The following is an 18,208-nucleotide window of genomic DNA, read 5'->3' as shown; positions in this document are numbered from 1 at the left end:
TTCCAGCCATCAGCTTTTACTGACAATTTTCTTTCGGATTCTGCTTATAAATTCAGGAGTCACTCCCAGATAAGCGGCAATCTGAATATTGGTAAGACGGCTTGCTGTCTGCGGATAATCTTTCAAAAACTCAATATAGCGTTCATCTGAAGGTTTGCTTAAATTATCAATAATTCTACGCTGCAATGCTATAATAGATTGTTGAAACTTCAGTCTCATTAACCTTTCAATCTCTGGCATTTCAGCGTACAATTTCTCTTTTTCCTTTTTGGGAATGAGAAGAATCTCACTATCCTCCAGTGCCTGAATATTGAGCTTTGAAGGAATATGATTGACAAAACTATCAATATCGGAAATCCACCAGTTTTCAACTCCAAAATACAATATCTGTTCGGCGGCATTATGATGAGTATGAAAAACTTTAAAGCAGCCACTCACCACAAATCCTTCAAATTCACAAATCTCTCCTTCTTTTAAAAGGAATTCTTTTTTCTTTATTTTCTGAAGACTAAAGGCACTGCAGTATTTTTCCAGCTTTTCGTCTGAAATATCAATATATCCCCGGATGTGTTTTTTTAAAGACTCAGTCATGGTTTAAAAATAAAAAAAGGTTTAGAAAAATCCTAAACCTTATAATTTTGTATTACAAACAGTCATTTATTGTGAAAACAATTCACTATTGACCATTCATTAACTATAGTTGTACCATCTCAGTCACCTCTACATCATATCCTCCAACCTGAGGTTTGATATTAGGGTTTTGAGTGATTACTTTAAACTTGTTGATTCCTAAATTCTTTAAGATCTGCGTTCCAATTCCATAGTCTCTGTAATTGTAAGCCAATGTAGGATGCTGCTCCTGCCCGTCCTGATAGTTCAGGAATTGCTGAAGTTTTCTCAATGTATTTTCAGAATTGGAAACGTTGTTGATAAAAATAATAGCTCCTTTTCCAGCTTCATTCACCATCCCTGTTACTTTTTCCAACAATGGCTTTTCACCGTTATTCAGTCTGGTCAATACGTCAAAATAAGAATCTGAAGACTGTACTCTTACCAAAACAGGCTCATCTACTGTCCATGCTCCTTTTGTCAATGCAAAGTGGATCTGGTCGTTAGAAGTTTCTCTGAAAGCATAAAAATCAAAATCACCGTAGTGCGTTTTCACTTTTTTCTCTTCAAGTCTTTCTACCAGGTTTCCTTTTTTAAGCTGATAGTGGATCAGATCTTCAATAGAAACGATCTTCATATCATGTTTTTGAGCAAAAGCGTGAAGTTCAGGAAGACGAGACATTGTTCCGTCTTCATTCATGATTTCACAGATTACTCCTCCTTCTTTCAATCCTGCTAAATGCGTAAGATCAATCGCAGCTTCAGTATGTCCGGCTCTTTTTAATACTCCACCTTTTCTTGCACGAAGCGGGAAAATGTGACCAGGTCTCATAAAATCTGTAGGCTTGGATTTTTCATCCATTAGTGCTAAAATAGTTTTTGCTCTGTCACCTGCAGAAATTCCGGTAGATGTTCCGTTACCCAAAAGGTCAACCGATACGGTGAAAGCAGTTTCTTTAGGATCGCTGCTTCTGCTTACCATTACTTCAAGGCCTAGCTCATCACATCTTTTTTCAGGAAGTGGCATACAGATCAGTCCTCTTCCGTGAAGCGCCATAAAATTGATAATTTCCGGCGTTGTCAGTTCTGCTGCGCAAAGAAAATCACCTTCATTCTCTCTGTCTTCATCATCTACTACTATGATTATTTTACCATTTTTAAGGTCTTCAATAGCCTCTGGAATAGTATTTAATTTAATATCGGACATGTTTACTTTTTATTTGTGCAAAGATACTCATAAAAATAAGCATCTGCCAATTAATTATGTATGGTTTATTACGCTTTGGATAAAGAGTCTGCAGCCTCTCTGAAAATCTCGTAAGATCTCAATCTTTTCTGATGATCGTAGATATGTGAATTGATCATCAGTTCATCTACCTGGAATCTTTCCTGAAAATCTTTAAGCTTTTCCTGAACTTCAGCCTGATCTCCGATAAACGTATATCTCAGTTTCTGCAACACCATAGATTTTTCCATTGGCGACCAGATTTCATCCATATCATCCACGGGTGGAGCAAAAGGTTTTCTGTCGTTTCTTACAATATTGATGAATGCCTGGAATAAAGTGGTGGAAATTTTATGAGCTTCCTCAGAAGTTTCAGCTGCTACGCCATTAACACAAGCAATGATATAAGGTTTGTCTGCATATTTTGACGGCTCGAAATGTTCTCTATAAATTTTAAAAGCCATTTCCATCTGCTCAGGAGCAAAATGTCCTGCAAATGCGTAGGGCAAACCTAGTTCTGCAGCCAGCCATGCACTGTCTGTACTTGACCCCAGAATATAAAGCGGAATATCCAGCCCTTCTCCCGGAATGGCACGAACCATCGCATCTGAATTTTCTTTTGAAAAATATCTTTGAAGTTCGAGGATCTGTCTAGGAAACTGTTCATTGATGATCGCTGGATTTCTTCCCAACGCTTGTGCTGTTAAGCCATCTGTCCCCGGAGCTCTTCCTAATCCAAGGTCAATTCTTCCTGGGAACAAAGACTCCAGAGTACCGAACTGTTCTGCAATGATCAGAGAGCTGTGATTAGGAAGCATAATTCCTCCTGAACCTACTCTGATTGTTTTCGTTCCATTGGCGATGAAACCAATTAAAACAGAAGTTGCAGAGCTTGCAATACTTTCCATATTGTGGTGTTCTGCCAGCCAGAATCTTTTATAATTTAAATTTTCAGCGTGATTGGCTAATGATAAGCTGTCCTGAAAAGTATCATGAATGCTTTTGTCTTGCTTTACCGGTGCAAGATCTAAAACAGAAATTTCAAAATTTTTCATATTGAGATCGTTAATTTTTCCAAAGGTGATAGGAAATCTCCTCTGTCAATTTCATAATTTTAAATTGGTTCTTAAAACCATACAAATTTAAAACTTAAAAACTGCATTAGTTACTTTTTGTAATTAATAAAAACAATGGATCAGTTCAGGGAAAAACTATTGGAATAAAATTTTTGTTTACTTGATTTTACTTATAAGATTTTGGGTAAATTGCAGTATCAAACCAAAACATGAAAACAAAAATAATGTATGTCGAAAACAAATCCTATGGTCATCACGGACCTGCATGGATTGGTTTTGTAGAATTCTCAAAATCAGGGCAAACTGTTTATTTCGATAACAAGGCACTCAAAAAACTCAAAAGGCCAGGAATCAATGCTAATCATTTTGATATAGAAACGGGAGAAGAATATTGGGTGTCCGGCATTAAGAAAAATGGTCAGAACAGACATCAGTTTGGCGGTGGAAAAATTATGATTGATAAAAGTTCCATTAATGATTATCTGGAACTTGTAGACTTCAACTATATTGATGAAAAGTACTTTGAAATTGTTGAATTTTCCCGGACAGACAAAAGCTTATTTAATGAAATAGAAAATACAGAAACTGAATTCAGAGACGAAAGTTATCATGCTACTTTTTATGATAACAACCGAAGAAAATTAATCTTAGACACTAAAATTTAAATGAAAAATATTTATTTGCTCCTTTTATCATTCCTTTTAATAAGCTGTTCTTACAATCAATTTTATAAAGACAGAGAGTCTGACAAAACAGATGGTGAAAAAATTCCCATAAAATTTTATTGGGAACTTCGATACGGAAAAAATCCGGATGATATTTATAAGTTATTTGGTGAAAAGTTTTTTGAGGTGACCAATAAAGAAAAACTTGTAAAACTTATGAATACAGTCAATGCGATTGGTCCTGTTGAAGAATATAATCTTGCCAAATGGGAAACAATGGTTGTGAAGGGAAGTAATGTACGAAGTCAATACTTCTTTATGTACAATGTAAAAAGAGGGACTAAGAAAACAGAAGAATCTTTTACTTTAGAAAAGAACAAAGAAGGAGATATAAAAATCGTTGGCTACAGAGTCAATCAAGATATGCTAAACGAATAAAAATAAAAGGGTTTTGAACATTTTCAGAACCCTTTTTTATTTTACAGGTTTTCGTTTAAATGATTTTTAAAATAAACAACACGAATAAGTATATTTTAACAAAAATAATTCAATAAAAAGAGACATATTCATTATATTCGTATACCAAATTTTTAAAAACTTTAATATGAACAAAAAAACAAACAGCCTGTTTTATAAGCAGATGCTGACAGGAAAAACTGTCTTTATGAGTTTTCTTATTGCTGCTACATTTTCCTCTTGCAGTAAAAACAATGAAGAAATTACTTCCGAAGCTCAAACCAATGCGCTCAACAAAGACAATGTAAAAAAAGGACAATTGAACGGCCAGGAAATTACCTATGAAAGAAAAAACGGAATGAATTTCTTCCAGGGAGATATTGTTCTTACCGACAAACAATTATCAGAAGGTAATGAAGTTAATAAAGGCGGCGCCAGCTATTCAAGATGGCCCAATGGTAAAATTTACTACACCATTGCCAGCAATATGGGTTCCATCAACGTCAATAAAATCAATTCTGCTATCAGCGAGTATAATAATAAAACCAATACTCAGTGGATCTACCGCACCAATCAGTCTAATTATGTGGAATTTATTTTCGGAAGCTCGTCAGGATCTGATGGCTGGGCTCATATCGGGTATCAGGGTGGAAAACAAACCGTTTCTTTGGACCAATACATTTCTGTAGGTTCAGTCATTCATGAAATGGGACATACAGTAGGACTTTACCATGAACATACGCGTAAAGACAGAGATCAATATGTAAAAATCCTTTGGAACAATATTCAAAACGGACAATCTTATAATTTCAATATTTATAATTCCGGAACAGATATCGGTCCGTTTAATATTAATTCTGTGATGATGTATTGGCCAACCTCTTATTCTAAAAATGGATTACCAACGATTACAAGAGCTGATAACAGCAATTTTACTTATAACAGAACCGGATTTACTACCGGAGATATCAATACCATCAATGCAATGTATCCTTAAATTTTTAAGAATCACCAATCCATAAAAAAAGAACTCTTATGAGTTCTTTTCTTTTTTATAATTATAATGATTAATTAAAATCCTGATTTCGTTAAATTCAAAATGGCTTGGCAGTGCACTCTTCCACTCGGTTAAAGTTTCGTGTGGATTTTTGTAGAATTCATCTTCAAAGGCTTTGATTTTATCTGAAGTAATAACTCTGGAGATATCCAGCAATCCCTGTTCTGCAAACTTGGCAAGATGTCCTATAACAGTTTCTTTTACCAAACCTCTTTCTAAAGCGATTTCTCCGATCGTTTTCCCCTGTTCAAACAGCTGGAAAGTTAAAACTTGTGACGGAACTTTAGCAATTTTCAGATTGATTTCTTTATCATTTTTTTCATCTAAAAGTTTAGTTTCAAGTAAGTGAATATCTTTCAGGCTGTTCAGATACTCTTCAATGTCTTCCAGCCAGCTTTTAAATTCTTCGTTGTATTGTTTTAAACCTTTCGCACCTTTTATTTCAGCATAAAATTCTTTTAAAGGATCAAAAATTTTATTTCTGGTTTCTGTAAAAAAGAAATTAACAGCGCCTTTTGATTTACTCTCAATTTCAGACCATTCTTCTTTCTGTTCAATAAAATTATTGACTTTCTGAAAAATAATACGTTCCAGTTTCTCAAATATTTTCCCAAGATTTACCGCTTCATGTTTCAACTGAAGATAAAGCTGTTTGGTTTTAACATGGTCAATATTCTTAGTGACAATGGAAAGGTTATTCCACTCTTCCACTTCCTTTAAAAACCATGTACAGTCTAATGTGCGCAACACTTTTCTGATGCTGTAATCATATTTCTCCTGATTCAGAATAGCTTCCACATGGTCGTTGGCAATCGTATCTGTGTGGAAATGCAAAATTCTGTTATCTTTAAAAATAACTTCAGGAGTAATTTTTGATTTTAAAACAATTCCTTCCAAAGTTCTGCAACGGGATAAAGCTACATAAACCTGACCAGCTGTGAAACTCTTTCCTGCATCAATAATCACTTTATCGAACGTTAATCCCTGACTTTTGTGAATCGTAACCGCCCATGCTAATTTGATAGGAAACTGTTCGAAACTTCCTAGCACTTCTTCCTGAATATTTTTATCAGTATCAAGGAAATATTTTTTCTGTTCCCAGGTTTCTCTTTTGACAACAATTTCTCTTTCACTTTCATCCAGTACAACACGGATTTCATTTTCATCCAATCCGATAATCTCGCCCAGTTTTCCGTTAAAATATTTCTTTTCACCAGTAATATCATTTCGGATAAACATGATCTGAGCTCCAATTTTCAGTTCTAAAAACTGTTCGTTCGGAAATTGGTTTTCTTTGAAATCACCTACCAGTTTAGCTTCATACACCTGAGGATCAACTTTTATTTCTGTCAGTTTTTCCTGATTGATCTCATCTGCCATTTTGTTGTGAGAACACAGATATACATAAGATTCTTTTCCCATATCAAAATCAGGATCATACCTTTCATTGAGATGATTAAAGTCTATATTATCCACATCGCCGTCACGGATAGCATTCAGAATTTCCAGAAACTCTTCGTCAGATTGTCTGTAAACTTTTGTCAGTTCAATGGTAACAATAGGAATTTCTTTAATTGCATGGCTGTCAAAAAAGAAGGGTGAGTTGTAATACATTTTCAGGATATGCTCATCCCTCACTACCGGAGGAAGCTGAAATAAATCCCCGATAAAAAGCATTTGTACACCTCCAAATCTCTGGTTATTCCTTCTGATGAATCTCAAAGAAAAATCCATCATATCCAGAACATCAGCCCTCAGCATTGAAACCTCATCAATGATAATGATTTCAACTTCTCGCAGAAGTTTCAGTTTGTCTTTACGGTATTTGAAATGGGGCATCAGATCGGCAATATTATTAGCCAAACTGGTATCTATCCTTTCTGTAGTAGGAAGAAAGGTTCTTAAGGGCAGTCCAAACATGGAATGAATTGTTACTCCTCCTGCATTAATGGCAGCAATTCCCGTGGGAGCTACTACAATATGCTTTTTCTTGGTACGCCTTACAAAATCATTAAGAAATGTCGTCTTTCCTGTTCCGGCTTTCCCGGTTAAAAAAACACTTCTGTTCGTATATTCTATTAAGTCAAAAAAATGATTATTCATCTTCGTCAAAAATACGGAAATGAATTTGAATTTCTTACCTTGGCATAAGTTTTGAAAATTCTTAAAAAGAAAAAAGTTTATTGTGAAAAAATTATTCTTTCATATCCCGGCAATAGTATTGTGTACTACATTAACTTTAGTTTCGTGTAACACATCAAAGAATGCCAATACCAATCTTCCTATTGATATTGCTGACAGACCTGCAGACGAAGAAAGTCAGAAATATGAACAGGCACAGCTGGATAGATTAAAAGCTTCTATTGAATCTGAAGTATCAGGAGAAAAATGTACGGATGCCAGCCAATGGGCATTTACTCCTATGGGATCAAAAGCCTGCGGCGGACCTCAGCAATACATTGCCTATCCTAAGAAAATAGAAGCGACTTTCCTACCAAGGGTGAATGAGTATACGGATAAAGTGAAAGCTTTTAATGAAAAGTATAATATTACGTCTGACTGTATGATGATCGAGCCACCTACATCACTCAAATGTATCAATGGTAAGATCAGACTTATTACACCGGATAATAATTAACAATAAAGCAAAGGTTCTATATCAAATCGAAAAAGCTCTGTTTCAGAACAGAGCTTTTATATTTATTTTTAAATAGATCAATGGTGAAATGTGAACTTTCAAAATTGACATGCGCAGCGAATTGACTATTCACTATTCACTATTCACTATTCACTATTCATTCTTCACTTGACCTCCTAAAATTGATGATCCTTCACATTCTCCTTATACCATGAAGAATATTTCACATAATTATCTGCAATTCTGTTCACTTCTCCTTCCAGTAACTGGGCATTGATATCTTTGATTTTTCTTGCAGGAACTCCACCCCAAACTTCTCCGGATTTAATGTGAGTTCCCTGAGTCACTACAGAACCTGCTCCTACAATGGAGTTTTCTTCTACCAGACAATCATCCATCACAATAGCTCCCATCCCGATCAGTACATTATCTTTAATGGTACATCCGTGAACAATGGCATTATGTCCTATAGAAACATTGTTCCCGATATTCAAAGGATATTTCTGATACGTACAGTGCAACATTGCATTATCCTGAACATTCACCTTGTCACCCATTTTGATATAGTGAACATCACCTCTGATCACTGCATTATACCAGACACTGCAGTCTTTTCCCATTGTAACATCGCCAATAATAGTTGCAGTTTCTGCTAAAAAAGTATTCTCTCCGATCTGTGGTGCTTTTCCTAAAAGCTGTTTTATTAGTGCCATAATATTAATTTGAAAATGTGAAAATGTGCCCAATTGAAAATTGAAATACACTATCTTTTCTGATATCTAACTTCTAAATTACAGTGATAGCAAAAATCTAACTCTCAATTTTCAGCTTCTAACTTCTAATGCGTATTTTTGTATCTCAAATTTAACGAAAAAATGCGTACCGTACTTATAGAACCAACTGAAAACCCAAAAGTGATGAAATTTGTAGCAGATTACAACCTCATCCCAGGGTCTTTAGAACTGGACAGAAATTCAGATATTTCGGAAATTCCTTTGGCACAGGAACTTTTCAATTATCCTTTTGTGGAAAGAGTTTTCATTACCGCTAATTTTGTAGCAGTAGCAAAACAGGATACCATAGAATGGGAACATGTTGCTGAAAGTCTGAAAAATGTAATTGAGGATGAATTACTGGCCAACCCGAGAATTTATCTTCAGAAGAAAAAAGAAATGTATCAGATTTATGCTGAGATGACTCCGAATCCAAATGTAATGAAGTTTGTATCAAGCAAATTGCTGATGGATGGTTTTGTGGAAGTAAAATCGAAAGAAGCTGCTGAGGAAGTTCCTTTGGCGCTGGCTATTTTTAAAGAGTTTGATTTTGCAACGGAAGTTTTCATTTCAGACAACTTTGTAGCGGTTACAAGAAACAATTCTGTAGAATGGCACCAGGTAATGATGACTGTTCGTGCGCTTATCGCTGAATATCTTCAGAACGGAGGTGAAATTTCAAAAATAGAACCTCAGAAACACGAAAACCCGGTTGAAAAAATTATCAACAGAGATTATACAGAGGATGAGCAGAAAATTTCTGACATTTTAAATGAATATGTAGCTCCTGCTGTAGAAAATGATGGGGGAAAAATTTCTCTGATGGAATATGATCAGGAAAGTAAAACAGCAAAAATGCTTCTACAGGGTGCATGCTCAGGCTGCCCAAGTTCTACTGCTACTTTGAAAAACGGAATTGAAAATATCTTAAAACAATTCGTTCCGGACTTGGTAGAAAGAGTGGAAGCCGTAAACGGATAAAACAGTTAAAATGCCTCCCGGAAAGAAAATTTTGGTGATTATTGGAAGTGCTTCACAAAGTTCCAGCAATCAGAAATTGATGGAGCAGGTGCTGGAAAAGATAGACAATACAGACTTTCAGATGTATGCTGATCTCTCTTTTCTTCCGCATTTTGATACGGCATTAACAGATGAGCATACTCCGGAAGAAGTTCTGAAAATCAGAGAAGATATTAAAAACGCTTCAGGGGTTATATTTTCCACACCGGAATATATTTTCAGTATCCCGGGAAGGGTAAAAAATCTGTTGGAGTGGTGTGTTTCCACGACAGTTTTTTCTGAAAAACCTGTTGCTGTGATCACCGCTTCTGCCAGTGGAGAAAAAGGACACGAAGAGTTATTATTAATTTTAAAGACTCTTGGAGCTATAACAGATGATAAACATCAGGCTTTAATAAAAGGGATAAAAGGCAAATTTGACGGCAATGGCTTACTGGAAAGTAATACCTTTGCCAAAGTATTAAAATTAGTAACAGATTTTACAAGTTCTGTTTCATAATTAAAATTTAGAATATTGAATAAGAAAGGAATTTTACTAGTCAACCTCGGATCACCGAGATCAACTTCTGTAAACGACGTAAAGGAATATCTTGATGAGTTTCTGATGGACGAAAGAGTGATTGATTACCGTTGGATCTTTCGTGCACTTCTTGTACAGGGAATCATTCTGAAAACAAGACCTGCGAAATCTGCTGAAGCCTATAAAACGGTTTGGACGGCTGAAGGTTCTCCACTGATTGTGATTACTGAACAAATTCAGAAAAAATTGCAGAAAGTAGTAGATGTTCCTGTGGAAATCGGGATGAGATATGCGCAACCAAGCATTGAAGCTGGTATCCAGAAACTGGTTGATCAGGGAGTCACTGAAATTGTTCTTTTTCCACTATATCCTCAATATGCGATGAGTACCACGGAAACCGTGATTGAAAAAGCGGAAGAAGTGAGAAAAAAGAATTTTCCAACTATAAAGATCAATTATATTCAGCCTTTCTACAACAGGGATATTTATATCAACTGCCTTGCAGAAAGTATTAAAGAGAAGCTTCCTGAAAATTTTGATGCCCTGCAGTTTTCTTATCATGGAGTTCCGGAAAGACATATTTATAAGACAGATCCTACGAAGACCTGTAACCTTAACGACTGTTGTTCCAGAGAGGATAATCCAAGTCATCAGTTCTGCTACCGTCATCAATGTTATAAGACCACACAGCTTGTCATTGATAAACTGAATTTACCTAAAGAGAAAACAATTGTTTCTTTCCAGTCAAGATTAGGAAAAGACAAGTGGATTGAGCCATATACAGACGAAACTCTGGAAACCATTGGTAAAAAGGGAATAAAAAACCTGGCTGTTGTATGTCCGGCATTCGTTTCCGACTGTCTTGAGACCCTGGAAGAAATTTCTGTAGAAGGAAAAGAGCAGTTCATGCATGGTGGTGGTGAAAACTTCCATTATATTCCATGTCTGAATGATGAAGACCGATGGATTGAAGTTGTAAAAACGCTTTGTGAAGAAAAACTGAATGATTTTTATTTAGTATAATTTTTTTACTCAAAATATACAAAAGGCCGCAAGAATTAACTTGCGGCCTTTTTGTTGAATATATTAAAAAGTTTGGTGCTATTTTTTAATAAGGTTTCCTGCTTTCTCTCCGTTTACCAATACAATATATACTCCAGGAAGAATATTGGAAGGCAATTGGATGTTCAGCTTATTGCCCCCATCAGTTATTTCTACTTTCTCAGAAATTTCTTTCTTACCTGTAAGGCTTACCAATTCTACAATTCCTTTTCCTGATTTTCCTTCAAAGTTGATGGTAAATCTGTCTGTTGCAGGGTTTGGACTTATAGTGTACAGAGCTGTATCTACTGGTGCCACTTTTCCTGCCGGAGAAGTTCCACCCCCTACACCTACAGCATTCCATGCATTTTTAACCTGAGTCACCTCATTGCTGGTTGCTCCGTATAAATCGGTAGCAGCCTGAATAGAATAGGTTCTTGCATTCGCATAGGTAGAAGAAGAAGTAAGATAAGTCGTTAATGTTCTGTAAGCAATTGCTCCGGCTTTATCCAGTCCGATGGCTGAAACATTGTATGCAAAGCCTTTGTCATTCGTACCGGAACCTCCTGTAACTAACAAATAATACCAGAAGTTAAGGACACCTGAATTGGTATGAACTCCACAATAATCATTAGATTGGCTAGGCGTAACGCAACCTGAAGTTGTAGTTGTTTTCCAGTAGGTTCCCATATAGGTATCTGGCTGGCTGTAAGCATTTGGATTCGCCATATTTCTGATCACGTAGTTGAAATCTTCTCCCAATGTCCAGCTTGCCTGAGTAGGTCTTGCCCAACGCTCAATGGTATTTCCGAAGATATCTGAGAAACCTTCATTCAATGCTCCGGATTCTCTCTGATAAGCAAGATTCGCTGTTTTAGAAGTCAATCCGTGTGTAATTTCATGACCACATACATCTATTGCTGTTAAAGGTTTTCCTCCGTTTGTGGTAGAGCTTCCATCTCCATAAGTCATTCTGGAACCATCCCAAAATGCATTGAAGTAGTTGGTAGAATAGTGAATATAAGATTTAATAGCAAAATTATTATTATCAATACTCTTACGTCCATATTTTGTATAGAAATAATCCACTGTCATTTCTGCTCCCCAATGCGCATCGGTAGCATATTGGTCTTTATTGGTATTGACATTGTTCCAGTTATTGTCAGTATCTGTGAAGTCTACTGCAGAAGCATAGCTGGTTCCCTTTTTCAGGTTGTAAGTTTCTACAGAAGTTCCCCCATTTCTTCCTGTTTCTCTTAAACGGTAACTTCCGTTATAAGAATCTGTGGTAATGTTGCGGGTTCCACTATATCCTGTAACTGCTGTTCCAGGGCTATTCACTTCATGAATAATAGCATCTACTCCCAGTACTTTTCCATTTTTAGCATCTACAAAAACATATTGTCTGCTTAATGGCTTCTCCGCATAGATATCGAATTTATAAGCTAGCCTTAAATCATTCATCTTATCATCATCAGGATCTGAATAATATACTAATTCACCTTTAGGAGCATAGCTTGCATTGGGATCACCTGTTTCCTTTTTAAGAAAATCTTCCTCCTCTTTATTTTTCCATTTATAGGAGTCAGCACCTACGAATGACAAAGCACTCTGTAATGCTGCATTCTCAGCAAGACCGGCATTTTTCTCAAGCCCTTTCGGAACTTTAACAACCCATTTTCCGGATTGTCCTACAATTTTACCGTCTTTTGTCTGTACCGCCATCATTCCGTATTCTACAGGAATATCATTAACGGTCTGTTGAAATCTTTGAGTTTCAAAACCTAATGCATCTTTTTCCAGCCCCAGTTTGCGAGCTTGTCCCGGAGAAAGTCTCTGAGAAGCTTCGTCAAATAAAACAGGAGTTCCCTGATACGCAGGTGCATTTTTTTCAAATCTCATAAATTCAGCATGTAGTCCGCTTTTACCCGGAACTAATTTCGATGGAGTGTTTTGTCCAAACACAAAGGAGCAGGCGGCAACACTTGCCACTAAGATAAATTTCGTTTTCATATTAATATTGGTTGATTGTGGTGACGAATTTATAAACTTTTCACAATAAAACAACAAAAACAATGAATAAAATTCAATTGATATTATAAATCGATAAATAAAACACAATGATGATTTTAAAAAAAAGAAAATTATTTAAATATAATTTTTCAACAATGTAAATTTTATGTTAAAAAAATTAATTAAAATCAAAATTTTGTGAATTATTTTTTTTCACTATGTAGTGCATTATATTATGAAAAAATTAGTCATAATATAAGATTTGAGAGATTAATTCTTATCAATCTGGACAAAAAAATAGGACTATCTTAAGAGACAGCCCTATTTTTTATGTATATTTTAAATTATAATTACTTACCGTTTGTTGGCAATCGGTGTTCTGAATTCTCCATATCCCATTAAACCATCATAATTTCTTCCGAACGGTGCATAATAAAGAAATGCCTGATAAAGATTTTCTGTCTGCCAGAAATTACCATTCACTTCCCCAAAATTCAAACCGTTTCCATCTTTCGTTACCAACACATAGTTATAAAAACCTTGTTTCAGGAATATTTTTGCTACATATTGTTTGGTAGATGCATCATACTGCATCTGATTTTCTTTGCTGGGTTTAAAATTATTAAATCCTCCCAACACATAAATTTCTTTATCCACAGGATCGGAATCCAGATAGAAATGTACCCATGAATAATCCGCTTCTCTTTCCGCATCTCTTTCTCTTCCCAAATCGTTTCTTCTGTAATACCATGCTCCATTGACATCGGGCTGATACTGATAGTTTAAAGGAAATGCCCACACCGGATGAAGATACGTCTGGTTGACATCATCTTTTATTTCGGTAGCACGCACCATATCAGCAGCCATATTCATATTTTTATTGTCGAAATAATAAAATTCATTGTCTCCCGGGAACGTAAGATTCATCTGTTGGAAAAGAACCTGATTTCCTAAAACACTGCTTGGTTTAAGATTAGAAATCACCATATTCGGGTTGTTATTCTGCATCACATTCATCGTGATTGAATTGACATTGGAAGAAATATCACCTCCTTTCGGAGAAACATTCACTTCTACCCTCTGATTAAGATTTGGATTTTTTGCATCCGCAAATCTCGATATATTTAACCCCACGGATGTTACATCTTCTACCAGATAAAATCTTTTCTTGAAAAGAGGTTGGTCTGCAGAATCTTTATAAACAATCAGTTCATAATTCCCAGAAACCTTTAGCTGGATTTTATCATTCGGAAAAACAAGTTTATAGTGGGTATACGCCTGTAATGTATTGAAAGAATATTGAAACTGATCCAGAAGTGCATTCATACTTCCGGTAGCAAATTCTGTAAAAAACAGATTATCTTCATTCCAGTTTCTATCGTAATGTTTGAATGTATACCTGTAAATCTGGCTGCCGTTAGTAAGATCATCAAAGCCAAGAACCAGCTGCTCGCCAATCTTAATTACAGGGGTTTCATCATTAGTCTGAGGATTGAACAGCTGAACACTTTGGATATTTTGTCCAAAAACCAGTCCGCCCAAAGAAAGTAAGAGTATTCGCAAAGTTTTCATTATGACGAAGATAACGAAAAATAGTCATTTTCTTAATAATATCGTATTTTTGAATAAAAAATATTCAGATATGCTTCAGATTCAAGGTTTCGTATTCAACTTTGCGAGCGAAAATACTTATATCCTTTATAACGAAAATAAAAATGCCTGGTTAATCGATCCGGGAAACATGAATGCTCAGGAAACTCAGGCTATTGATAACTTCATTGCAGAAAAAGGACTGAAGATCCAGAAAATTCTCCTGACTCATGCTCATATTGATCATGTATTGGGACTTCAATGGGCTTTTGACAAATTTAATGTTCCTGTCAATATGCATCAGGAAGACCAGGAAGTACTGGATATGCTTCAGGCAAGCGGGATAAGATTCGGGATGCAGATCAACCCTGTAAAAGTAGAGGTAGCATATATTAAGGAAGGTGATGAACTTGATCTGGATGGAGAAAAGTTCAAAATATATCATGTACCGGGACATTCTCCGGGAAGTGTTGTTTATCATAATGACAATCAGAAATTCATGATTTCCGGTGATGTTCTTTTTGAAGGAAGTATCGGAAGAACAGATCTGTATAAAGGAAATTATGATCAGCTGATTGAAGGGATTAAATCGAAACTTTTCATTCTGGATAATGATACTCAGGTTTTCTCAGGACATGGAAATCCTACATCGATTGGCTTTGAAAAACAGTATAATCCGTTTTTGAAGTAAAAGAGTCGGAGGGTTTGAGGGTTTAAGAGTCATATAAATATCTTGAATCAACCTCAGATCTGATACTTTATATAAAAATTATTCTTGTTCGATAAAATTTAAACATAATTAACAGGTCGCTCCTCCGGAGCTATAATTTTAAAACCAATACGTTCTATTAACAGTTAGCTCCTATTGGAGCTAAATTTGATCCCATCGGGATCTACTGTTAGTAGAAAAAAATGAAGCCCCATAAAATAAAGCTCCGGAGGAGCGACCTGTTAATTCATGCCGTAAATATTGATATTTTCAAAGTATTTATACTTTTTATCGAACAGTAATAATAACAACAAAACCGTCAGAAATTCTGACGGTTTTATTGTTATAAAGAAATAGAATTTAGAAATCCAGTGTGATGGATGCTCTGGCAGCTGCTCCCATAATAGGTCTTGCCATGATGATTCCGTCTCCATTAGGTGATCCCGCTCTTGGGTCTCCTTCTGTAATACCAATAGTGTTAAAGATATTGGTACCATCTACTGCAAAACGTATTCTTCCTAACTGATAAGACATTCCCGCTCCAAATTCTGTGAAAGAAGGCAACGTCTGTACATTTTTCTCATCCTGGAAACGTTTTCCATAGTAATTCATACTTACATAGGCTCTCCATGACTTGGTAATATTCACAGCCGGTGAGATATTAAAATAAAACTTCGGCATTCTTCTTACCACATTTCCTTCAAGTACACTTCCGGCTTCAAGGTTTTTATATTTCGGGCTTTGAACGGTTCCGTTGAATGCAACTTCTAAAATATTATTGAATAAACGGGCATACCCTTCAAATTCAACCCCATAGTTTTGAGTATTGGCAAAGGTATTTTCAGATTTTCCATCAGAGAAGATATCTGTAAAGGAAAGGTTATTCAAAGTAGAATAGAATGGAATCACTGCTATGTCAAAGGTACGCGAGTAATATTTATATCCTACTTCCAACTGATTGGTGGTTACTGATTTTAAAGGCTTATCAGGGTTTGGAGTAGAGAAATAATTGTAATAAGCTTCTTCATTCGGAGATCTGAAACCATTGGAAAAACGGGCATACACCGCATTTTCTCTATTAATTTTATAATTGGCTGCTAATGTAAAAGATACTTTATCCACATTAAAGTTCCAATAGGTGTATTTATTTCCCAATACACTCATATTATCATCAGCCGTCGTTGTGTTGAAGCCGTGAGTTCCATCAGTGGTTAACCCTGAATTATTTAAATTGGCAGTCGTTGTGTTGGCAAAATTTCCTTTATAATAATCGTGGCTGTAACGAAGACCTCCATTTACACTTAAGGCTTCGGTGATATTATAATCTAAGTTTACATACAGATCATTCAAACTCCCTTGGGTTTGTGTTCTTCTCTGTAAAAATGTCATATCCATTACTCCGTTGTAGGTTTTAGAGTATCCATCATCTGTTGGACTCATAGAAGGGTTTACCAGATTCAAAAGCTCAGGTCTGTCTGAAGCGGTTGCCAGAACATTACTCCAGTTCCAGTATTGCTGAGATTTCCAGTTGGATTTATAAAAACCAGCCGTAACATTTCCTTTGTCAAATTTATAGTTGAACTGTAAATCATTCACAAAGTTATTCATCTGCTTGTCTATCGCCCAGAATCCTAATTTTTGAACATATTCAGGATTAACAATGGCTCCGTTGCTTACCAGAGAATATTGATAATTGCTCATTCCAAGTCCTCCGTCTTTCACAGCATCAGTAGCATATTTAGAAGCCTGTTTTGGACCTCCAGCCGGGAAAATCCCTGTATAATTCATATTGATATTGGTGTATCTGGTTTTGTTTAAAACCGTGAAATTATTTCCAAGGTCATATTTAAACTCAGCACCCAATACATCTACTTTCGGATGGATTCCATCTTCAAGATTTCTGTTGAAAAATCCGCCTCCCGCCTGAGGAATATTCAGCTGGCTGATGGCTCTGTAGCTGTATGTTCCATAATTAGGATCAAAGCCCTGGAATCCTTTCAGTTTATCTCCGTTTTGGATCAAAGGAATGGGTAAGAAGAATGTATTTCTGTCATCCAGTTTTTTATAATATACTTTTACATAGCCTTTATCAAAAACATATTTCAGATTCATTCTGATTTGTCCTCCATTATTGGCTTTGAAACCTGTTTTTCTGATTCCGTCATCTGTTCTGTAAAAACCACCGACATTGAAAAACAATTTATCCTGAACCAATGCACCTCCTACATTAACATCGGTACGCATCAATCCATAAGTACTTGTTTCCAGTTTTGCCGTACCTCTGAAATCATTGGTTCCTTCTCTTGTAATAAAGTTAATCAACCCTCCGGGAGAATTGGTTGCAAAAATAGAACCTGAACCTCCTCTCAACGCTTCCATACGGTTGACAGAATTGTCTACACGGAAAAAGTTGTCAGCGTTAGCAAACTGAAGCGCTCCGTCTTCAAAAACCGGAAGACCGTCTTCCTGTACCTGTACAAATTCATAAGCTCCTGCAGAAGGAATTCCTCTTGCGAAAAGGTTGTTTCCCACTTCTCCTCCTGAAGTTTCCACCGCAAATCCGGGAACTCTCTGCAATAAAGCAGCTGCACTGATCGGGTTCTGTTTCTGAATTTCTTTAGCACTAAAGGTGGAAATCGCAGTACTGGATTCTATTTTTTTCTTAGGACCGGAATTTCCGGTAATGACAATCTGATCTATAGAAGAAACCTTTGCCGAATCTTTCGGAGTTTCCTGGGCATAAGCATTATTAAAGTATAATGTAGCTGTTGCGGCGATTAAAAAGATCGATTTTTTTTTCATAGCCATATCTTTTA

At 36.0% G+C, this 18,208-nt stretch carries 16 protein-coding genes; 8 read left to right on the top strand and 8 right to left on the bottom strand.

Features of this window, described 5'->3' with window-relative positions:
* Nucleotides 1-9 precede the first annotated feature (9 nt).
* The 3 genes from ACMA47_RS05505 to ACMA47_RS05495 all read right to left on the bottom strand — a co-directional run bounded on the left by ACMA47_RS05505 (nucleotide 10) and on the right by ACMA47_RS05495 (nucleotide 2,889).
* On the bottom strand, nucleotides 10-591 hold the full coding sequence (locus ACMA47_RS05505) for a Crp/Fnr family transcriptional regulator (RefSeq protein WP_413929002.1): 582 nt from the start codon (nucleotides 589-591) through the stop codon (nucleotides 10-12).
* Nucleotides 592-694: 103 nt separating this feature from the next.
* Nucleotides 695-1,816, bottom strand: coding sequence for a 3,4-dihydroxy-2-butanone-4-phosphate synthase (gene ribB / locus ACMA47_RS05500; protein ID WP_034694964.1), 1,122 nt, complete (start codon nucleotides 1,814-1,816; stop codon nucleotides 695-697).
* Nucleotides 1,817-1,884: 68 nt separating this feature from the next.
* Nucleotides 1,885-2,889 (bottom strand): LLM class flavin-dependent oxidoreductase, encoded by a 1,005-nt coding sequence (locus tag ACMA47_RS05495; RefSeq protein ID WP_413929001.1) that lies wholly within the window; start codon nucleotides 2,887-2,889, stop codon nucleotides 1,885-1,887.
* 230 nt (nucleotides 2,890-3,119) lie between these two features.
* Here ACMA47_RS05495 and ACMA47_RS05490 point away from each other — a divergent pair, with 230 nt between their 5' ends.
* From ACMA47_RS05490 to ACMA47_RS05480, 3 genes are all read left to right on the top strand, one after another.
* The gene (locus ACMA47_RS05490) at nucleotides 3,120-3,575 is read left to right on the top strand and encodes a hypothetical protein (protein ID WP_413929000.1); all 456 of its coding nucleotides are present in this window, start codon (nucleotides 3,120-3,122) and stop codon (nucleotides 3,573-3,575) included.
* Nucleotides 3,576-4,013, top strand: coding sequence for a hypothetical protein (locus tag ACMA47_RS05485; RefSeq protein ID WP_413928999.1), 438 nt, complete (start codon nucleotides 3,576-3,578; stop codon nucleotides 4,011-4,013).
* 166 nt (nucleotides 4,014-4,179) lie between these two features.
* On the top strand, nucleotides 4,180-5,028 hold the full coding sequence (locus ACMA47_RS05480) for a M12 family metallopeptidase (RefSeq protein WP_413928998.1): 849 nt from the start codon (nucleotides 4,180-4,182) through the stop codon (nucleotides 5,026-5,028).
* 36 nt (nucleotides 5,029-5,064) lie between these two features.
* Here the strand turns inward: ACMA47_RS05480 and ACMA47_RS05475 are convergent, their stop codons facing one another.
* A complete protein-coding gene (locus ACMA47_RS05475; RefSeq protein WP_413928997.1) occupies nucleotides 5,065-7,191 on the bottom strand; it encodes a helix-turn-helix domain-containing protein in 2,127 nt (708 codons plus the stop codon).
* An 82-nt stretch (nucleotides 7,192-7,273) separates the two neighbouring features.
* Between ACMA47_RS05475 and ACMA47_RS05470 the strand changes: the two genes are divergently transcribed.
* Nucleotides 7,274-7,726 carry a hypothetical protein gene (locus tag ACMA47_RS05470; RefSeq protein ID WP_413928996.1) on the top strand — a complete coding sequence of 151 codons (453 nt, stop codon included), beginning with the start codon at nucleotides 7,274-7,276 and terminating at the stop codon, nucleotides 7,724-7,726.
* Between the two features lie 176 nt (nucleotides 7,727-7,902).
* Here the strand turns inward: ACMA47_RS05470 and ACMA47_RS05465 are convergent, their stop codons facing one another.
* Nucleotides 7,903-8,439 (bottom strand): gamma carbonic anhydrase family protein, encoded by a 537-nt coding sequence (locus ACMA47_RS05465; RefSeq protein WP_034694954.1) that lies wholly within the window; start codon nucleotides 8,437-8,439, stop codon nucleotides 7,903-7,905.
* 162 nt (nucleotides 8,440-8,601) lie between these two features.
* Here ACMA47_RS05465 and ACMA47_RS05460 point away from each other — a divergent pair, with 162 nt between their 5' ends.
* The 3 genes from ACMA47_RS05460 to hemH are packed head-to-tail and all read left to right on the top strand — an operon-like array spanning nucleotide 8,602 to nucleotide 11,062.
* Nucleotides 8,602-9,480, top strand: a complete 879-nt coding sequence (locus tag ACMA47_RS05460; protein ID WP_034694953.1) for an iron-sulfur cluster biogenesis protein NfuA — start codon at nucleotides 8,602-8,604, stop codon at nucleotides 9,478-9,480.
* Between the two features lie 10 nt (nucleotides 9,481-9,490).
* Nucleotides 9,491-10,018 carry an NADPH-dependent FMN reductase gene (locus ACMA47_RS05455; RefSeq protein ID WP_413928995.1) on the top strand — a complete coding sequence of 176 codons (528 nt, stop codon included), beginning with the start codon at nucleotides 9,491-9,493 and terminating at the stop codon, nucleotides 10,016-10,018.
* Between the two features lie 15 nt (nucleotides 10,019-10,033).
* Nucleotides 10,034-11,062: a ferrochelatase gene (gene hemH / locus ACMA47_RS05450; protein ID WP_413928994.1), complete on the top strand. Its 1,029-nt coding sequence runs from the start codon at nucleotides 10,034-10,036 to the stop codon at nucleotides 11,060-11,062.
* 78 nt (nucleotides 11,063-11,140) lie between these two features.
* Here hemH and ACMA47_RS05445 read toward each other — a convergent pair whose 3' ends face one another.
* The gene (locus tag ACMA47_RS05445) at nucleotides 11,141-13,093 is read right to left on the bottom strand and encodes a M4 family metallopeptidase (protein WP_413928993.1); all 1,953 of its coding nucleotides are present in this window, start codon (nucleotides 13,091-13,093) and stop codon (nucleotides 11,141-11,143) included.
* Between the two features lie 354 nt (nucleotides 13,094-13,447).
* Nucleotides 13,448-14,665 carry a DUF5103 domain-containing protein gene (locus tag ACMA47_RS05440; RefSeq protein WP_413928992.1) on the bottom strand — a complete coding sequence of 406 codons (1,218 nt, stop codon included), beginning with the start codon at nucleotides 14,663-14,665 and terminating at the stop codon, nucleotides 13,448-13,450.
* A 70-nt stretch (nucleotides 14,666-14,735) separates the two neighbouring features.
* On the opposite strand from ACMA47_RS05440, the gene ACMA47_RS05435 reads away from it, so the two are divergent.
* On the top strand, nucleotides 14,736-15,374 hold the full coding sequence (locus ACMA47_RS05435; RefSeq protein WP_413929454.1) for an MBL fold metallo-hydrolase: 639 nt from the start codon (nucleotides 14,736-14,738) through the stop codon (nucleotides 15,372-15,374).
* Nucleotides 15,375-15,752: 378 nt separating this feature from the next.
* Here the strand turns inward: ACMA47_RS05435 and ACMA47_RS05430 are convergent, their stop codons facing one another.
* Nucleotides 15,753-18,194, bottom strand: a complete 2,442-nt coding sequence (locus ACMA47_RS05430; RefSeq protein ID WP_413928991.1) for a TonB-dependent receptor — start codon at nucleotides 18,192-18,194, stop codon at nucleotides 15,753-15,755.
* Between the last annotated feature and the right edge of the window lie 14 nt (nucleotides 18,195-18,208).

The organism is Chryseobacterium sp. T20 (assembly GCF_047345655.1).
Classification (GTDB): domain Bacteria; phylum Bacteroidota; class Bacteroidia; order Flavobacteriales; family Weeksellaceae; genus Chryseobacterium.
Note: the sequence above shows the minus strand (reverse complement) of the source record. Positions and strands in the feature narration are given on the sequence as shown.

Excerpts from the sequence above, each read along its gene's own strand:
- ACMA47_RS05505 (WP_413929002.1), bottom strand. The coding sequence starts at position 591 with ATGACTGAGTCTTTAAAAAAACACATCCGGGGATATATTGATATTTCA.
- ribB (WP_034694964.1), bottom strand. The coding sequence starts at position 1,816 with ATGTCCGATATTAAATTAAATACTATTCCAGAGGCTATTGAAGACCTT.
- ACMA47_RS05495 (WP_413929001.1), bottom strand. The coding sequence starts at position 2,889 with ATGAAAAATTTTGAAATTTCTGTTTTAGATCTTGCACCGGTAAAGCAA.
- ACMA47_RS05490 (WP_413929000.1), top strand. The coding sequence starts at position 3,120 with ATGAAAACAAAAATAATGTATGTCGAAAACAAATCCTATGGTCATCAC.
- ACMA47_RS05485 (WP_413928999.1), top strand. The coding sequence starts at position 3,576 with ATGAAAAATATTTATTTGCTCCTTTTATCATTCCTTTTAATAAGCTGT.
- ACMA47_RS05480 (WP_413928998.1), top strand. The coding sequence starts at position 4,180 with ATGAACAAAAAAACAAACAGCCTGTTTTATAAGCAGATGCTGACAGGA.
- ACMA47_RS05475 (WP_413928997.1), bottom strand. The coding sequence starts at position 7,191 with ATGAATAATCATTTTTTTGACTTAATAGAATATACGAACAGAAGTGTT.
- ACMA47_RS05465 (WP_034694954.1), bottom strand. The coding sequence starts at position 8,439 with ATGGCACTAATAAAACAGCTTTTAGGAAAAGCACCACAGATCGGAGAG.
- ACMA47_RS05460 (WP_034694953.1), top strand. The coding sequence starts at position 8,602 with ATGCGTACCGTACTTATAGAACCAACTGAAAACCCAAAAGTGATGAAA.
- ACMA47_RS05455 (WP_413928995.1), top strand. The coding sequence starts at position 9,491 with ATGCCTCCCGGAAAGAAAATTTTGGTGATTATTGGAAGTGCTTCACAA.
- ACMA47_RS05445 (WP_413928993.1), bottom strand. The coding sequence starts at position 13,093 with ATGAAAACGAAATTTATCTTAGTGGCAAGTGTTGCCGCCTGCTCCTTT.
- ACMA47_RS05440 (WP_413928992.1), bottom strand. The coding sequence starts at position 14,665 with ATGAAAACTTTGCGAATACTCTTACTTTCTTTGGGCGGACTGGTTTTT.
- ACMA47_RS05435 (WP_413929454.1), top strand. The coding sequence starts at position 14,736 with ATGCTTCAGATTCAAGGTTTCGTATTCAACTTTGCGAGCGAAAATACT.
- ACMA47_RS05430 (WP_413928991.1), bottom strand. The coding sequence starts at position 18,194 with ATGAAAAAAAAATCGATCTTTTTAATCGCCGCAACAGCTACATTATAC.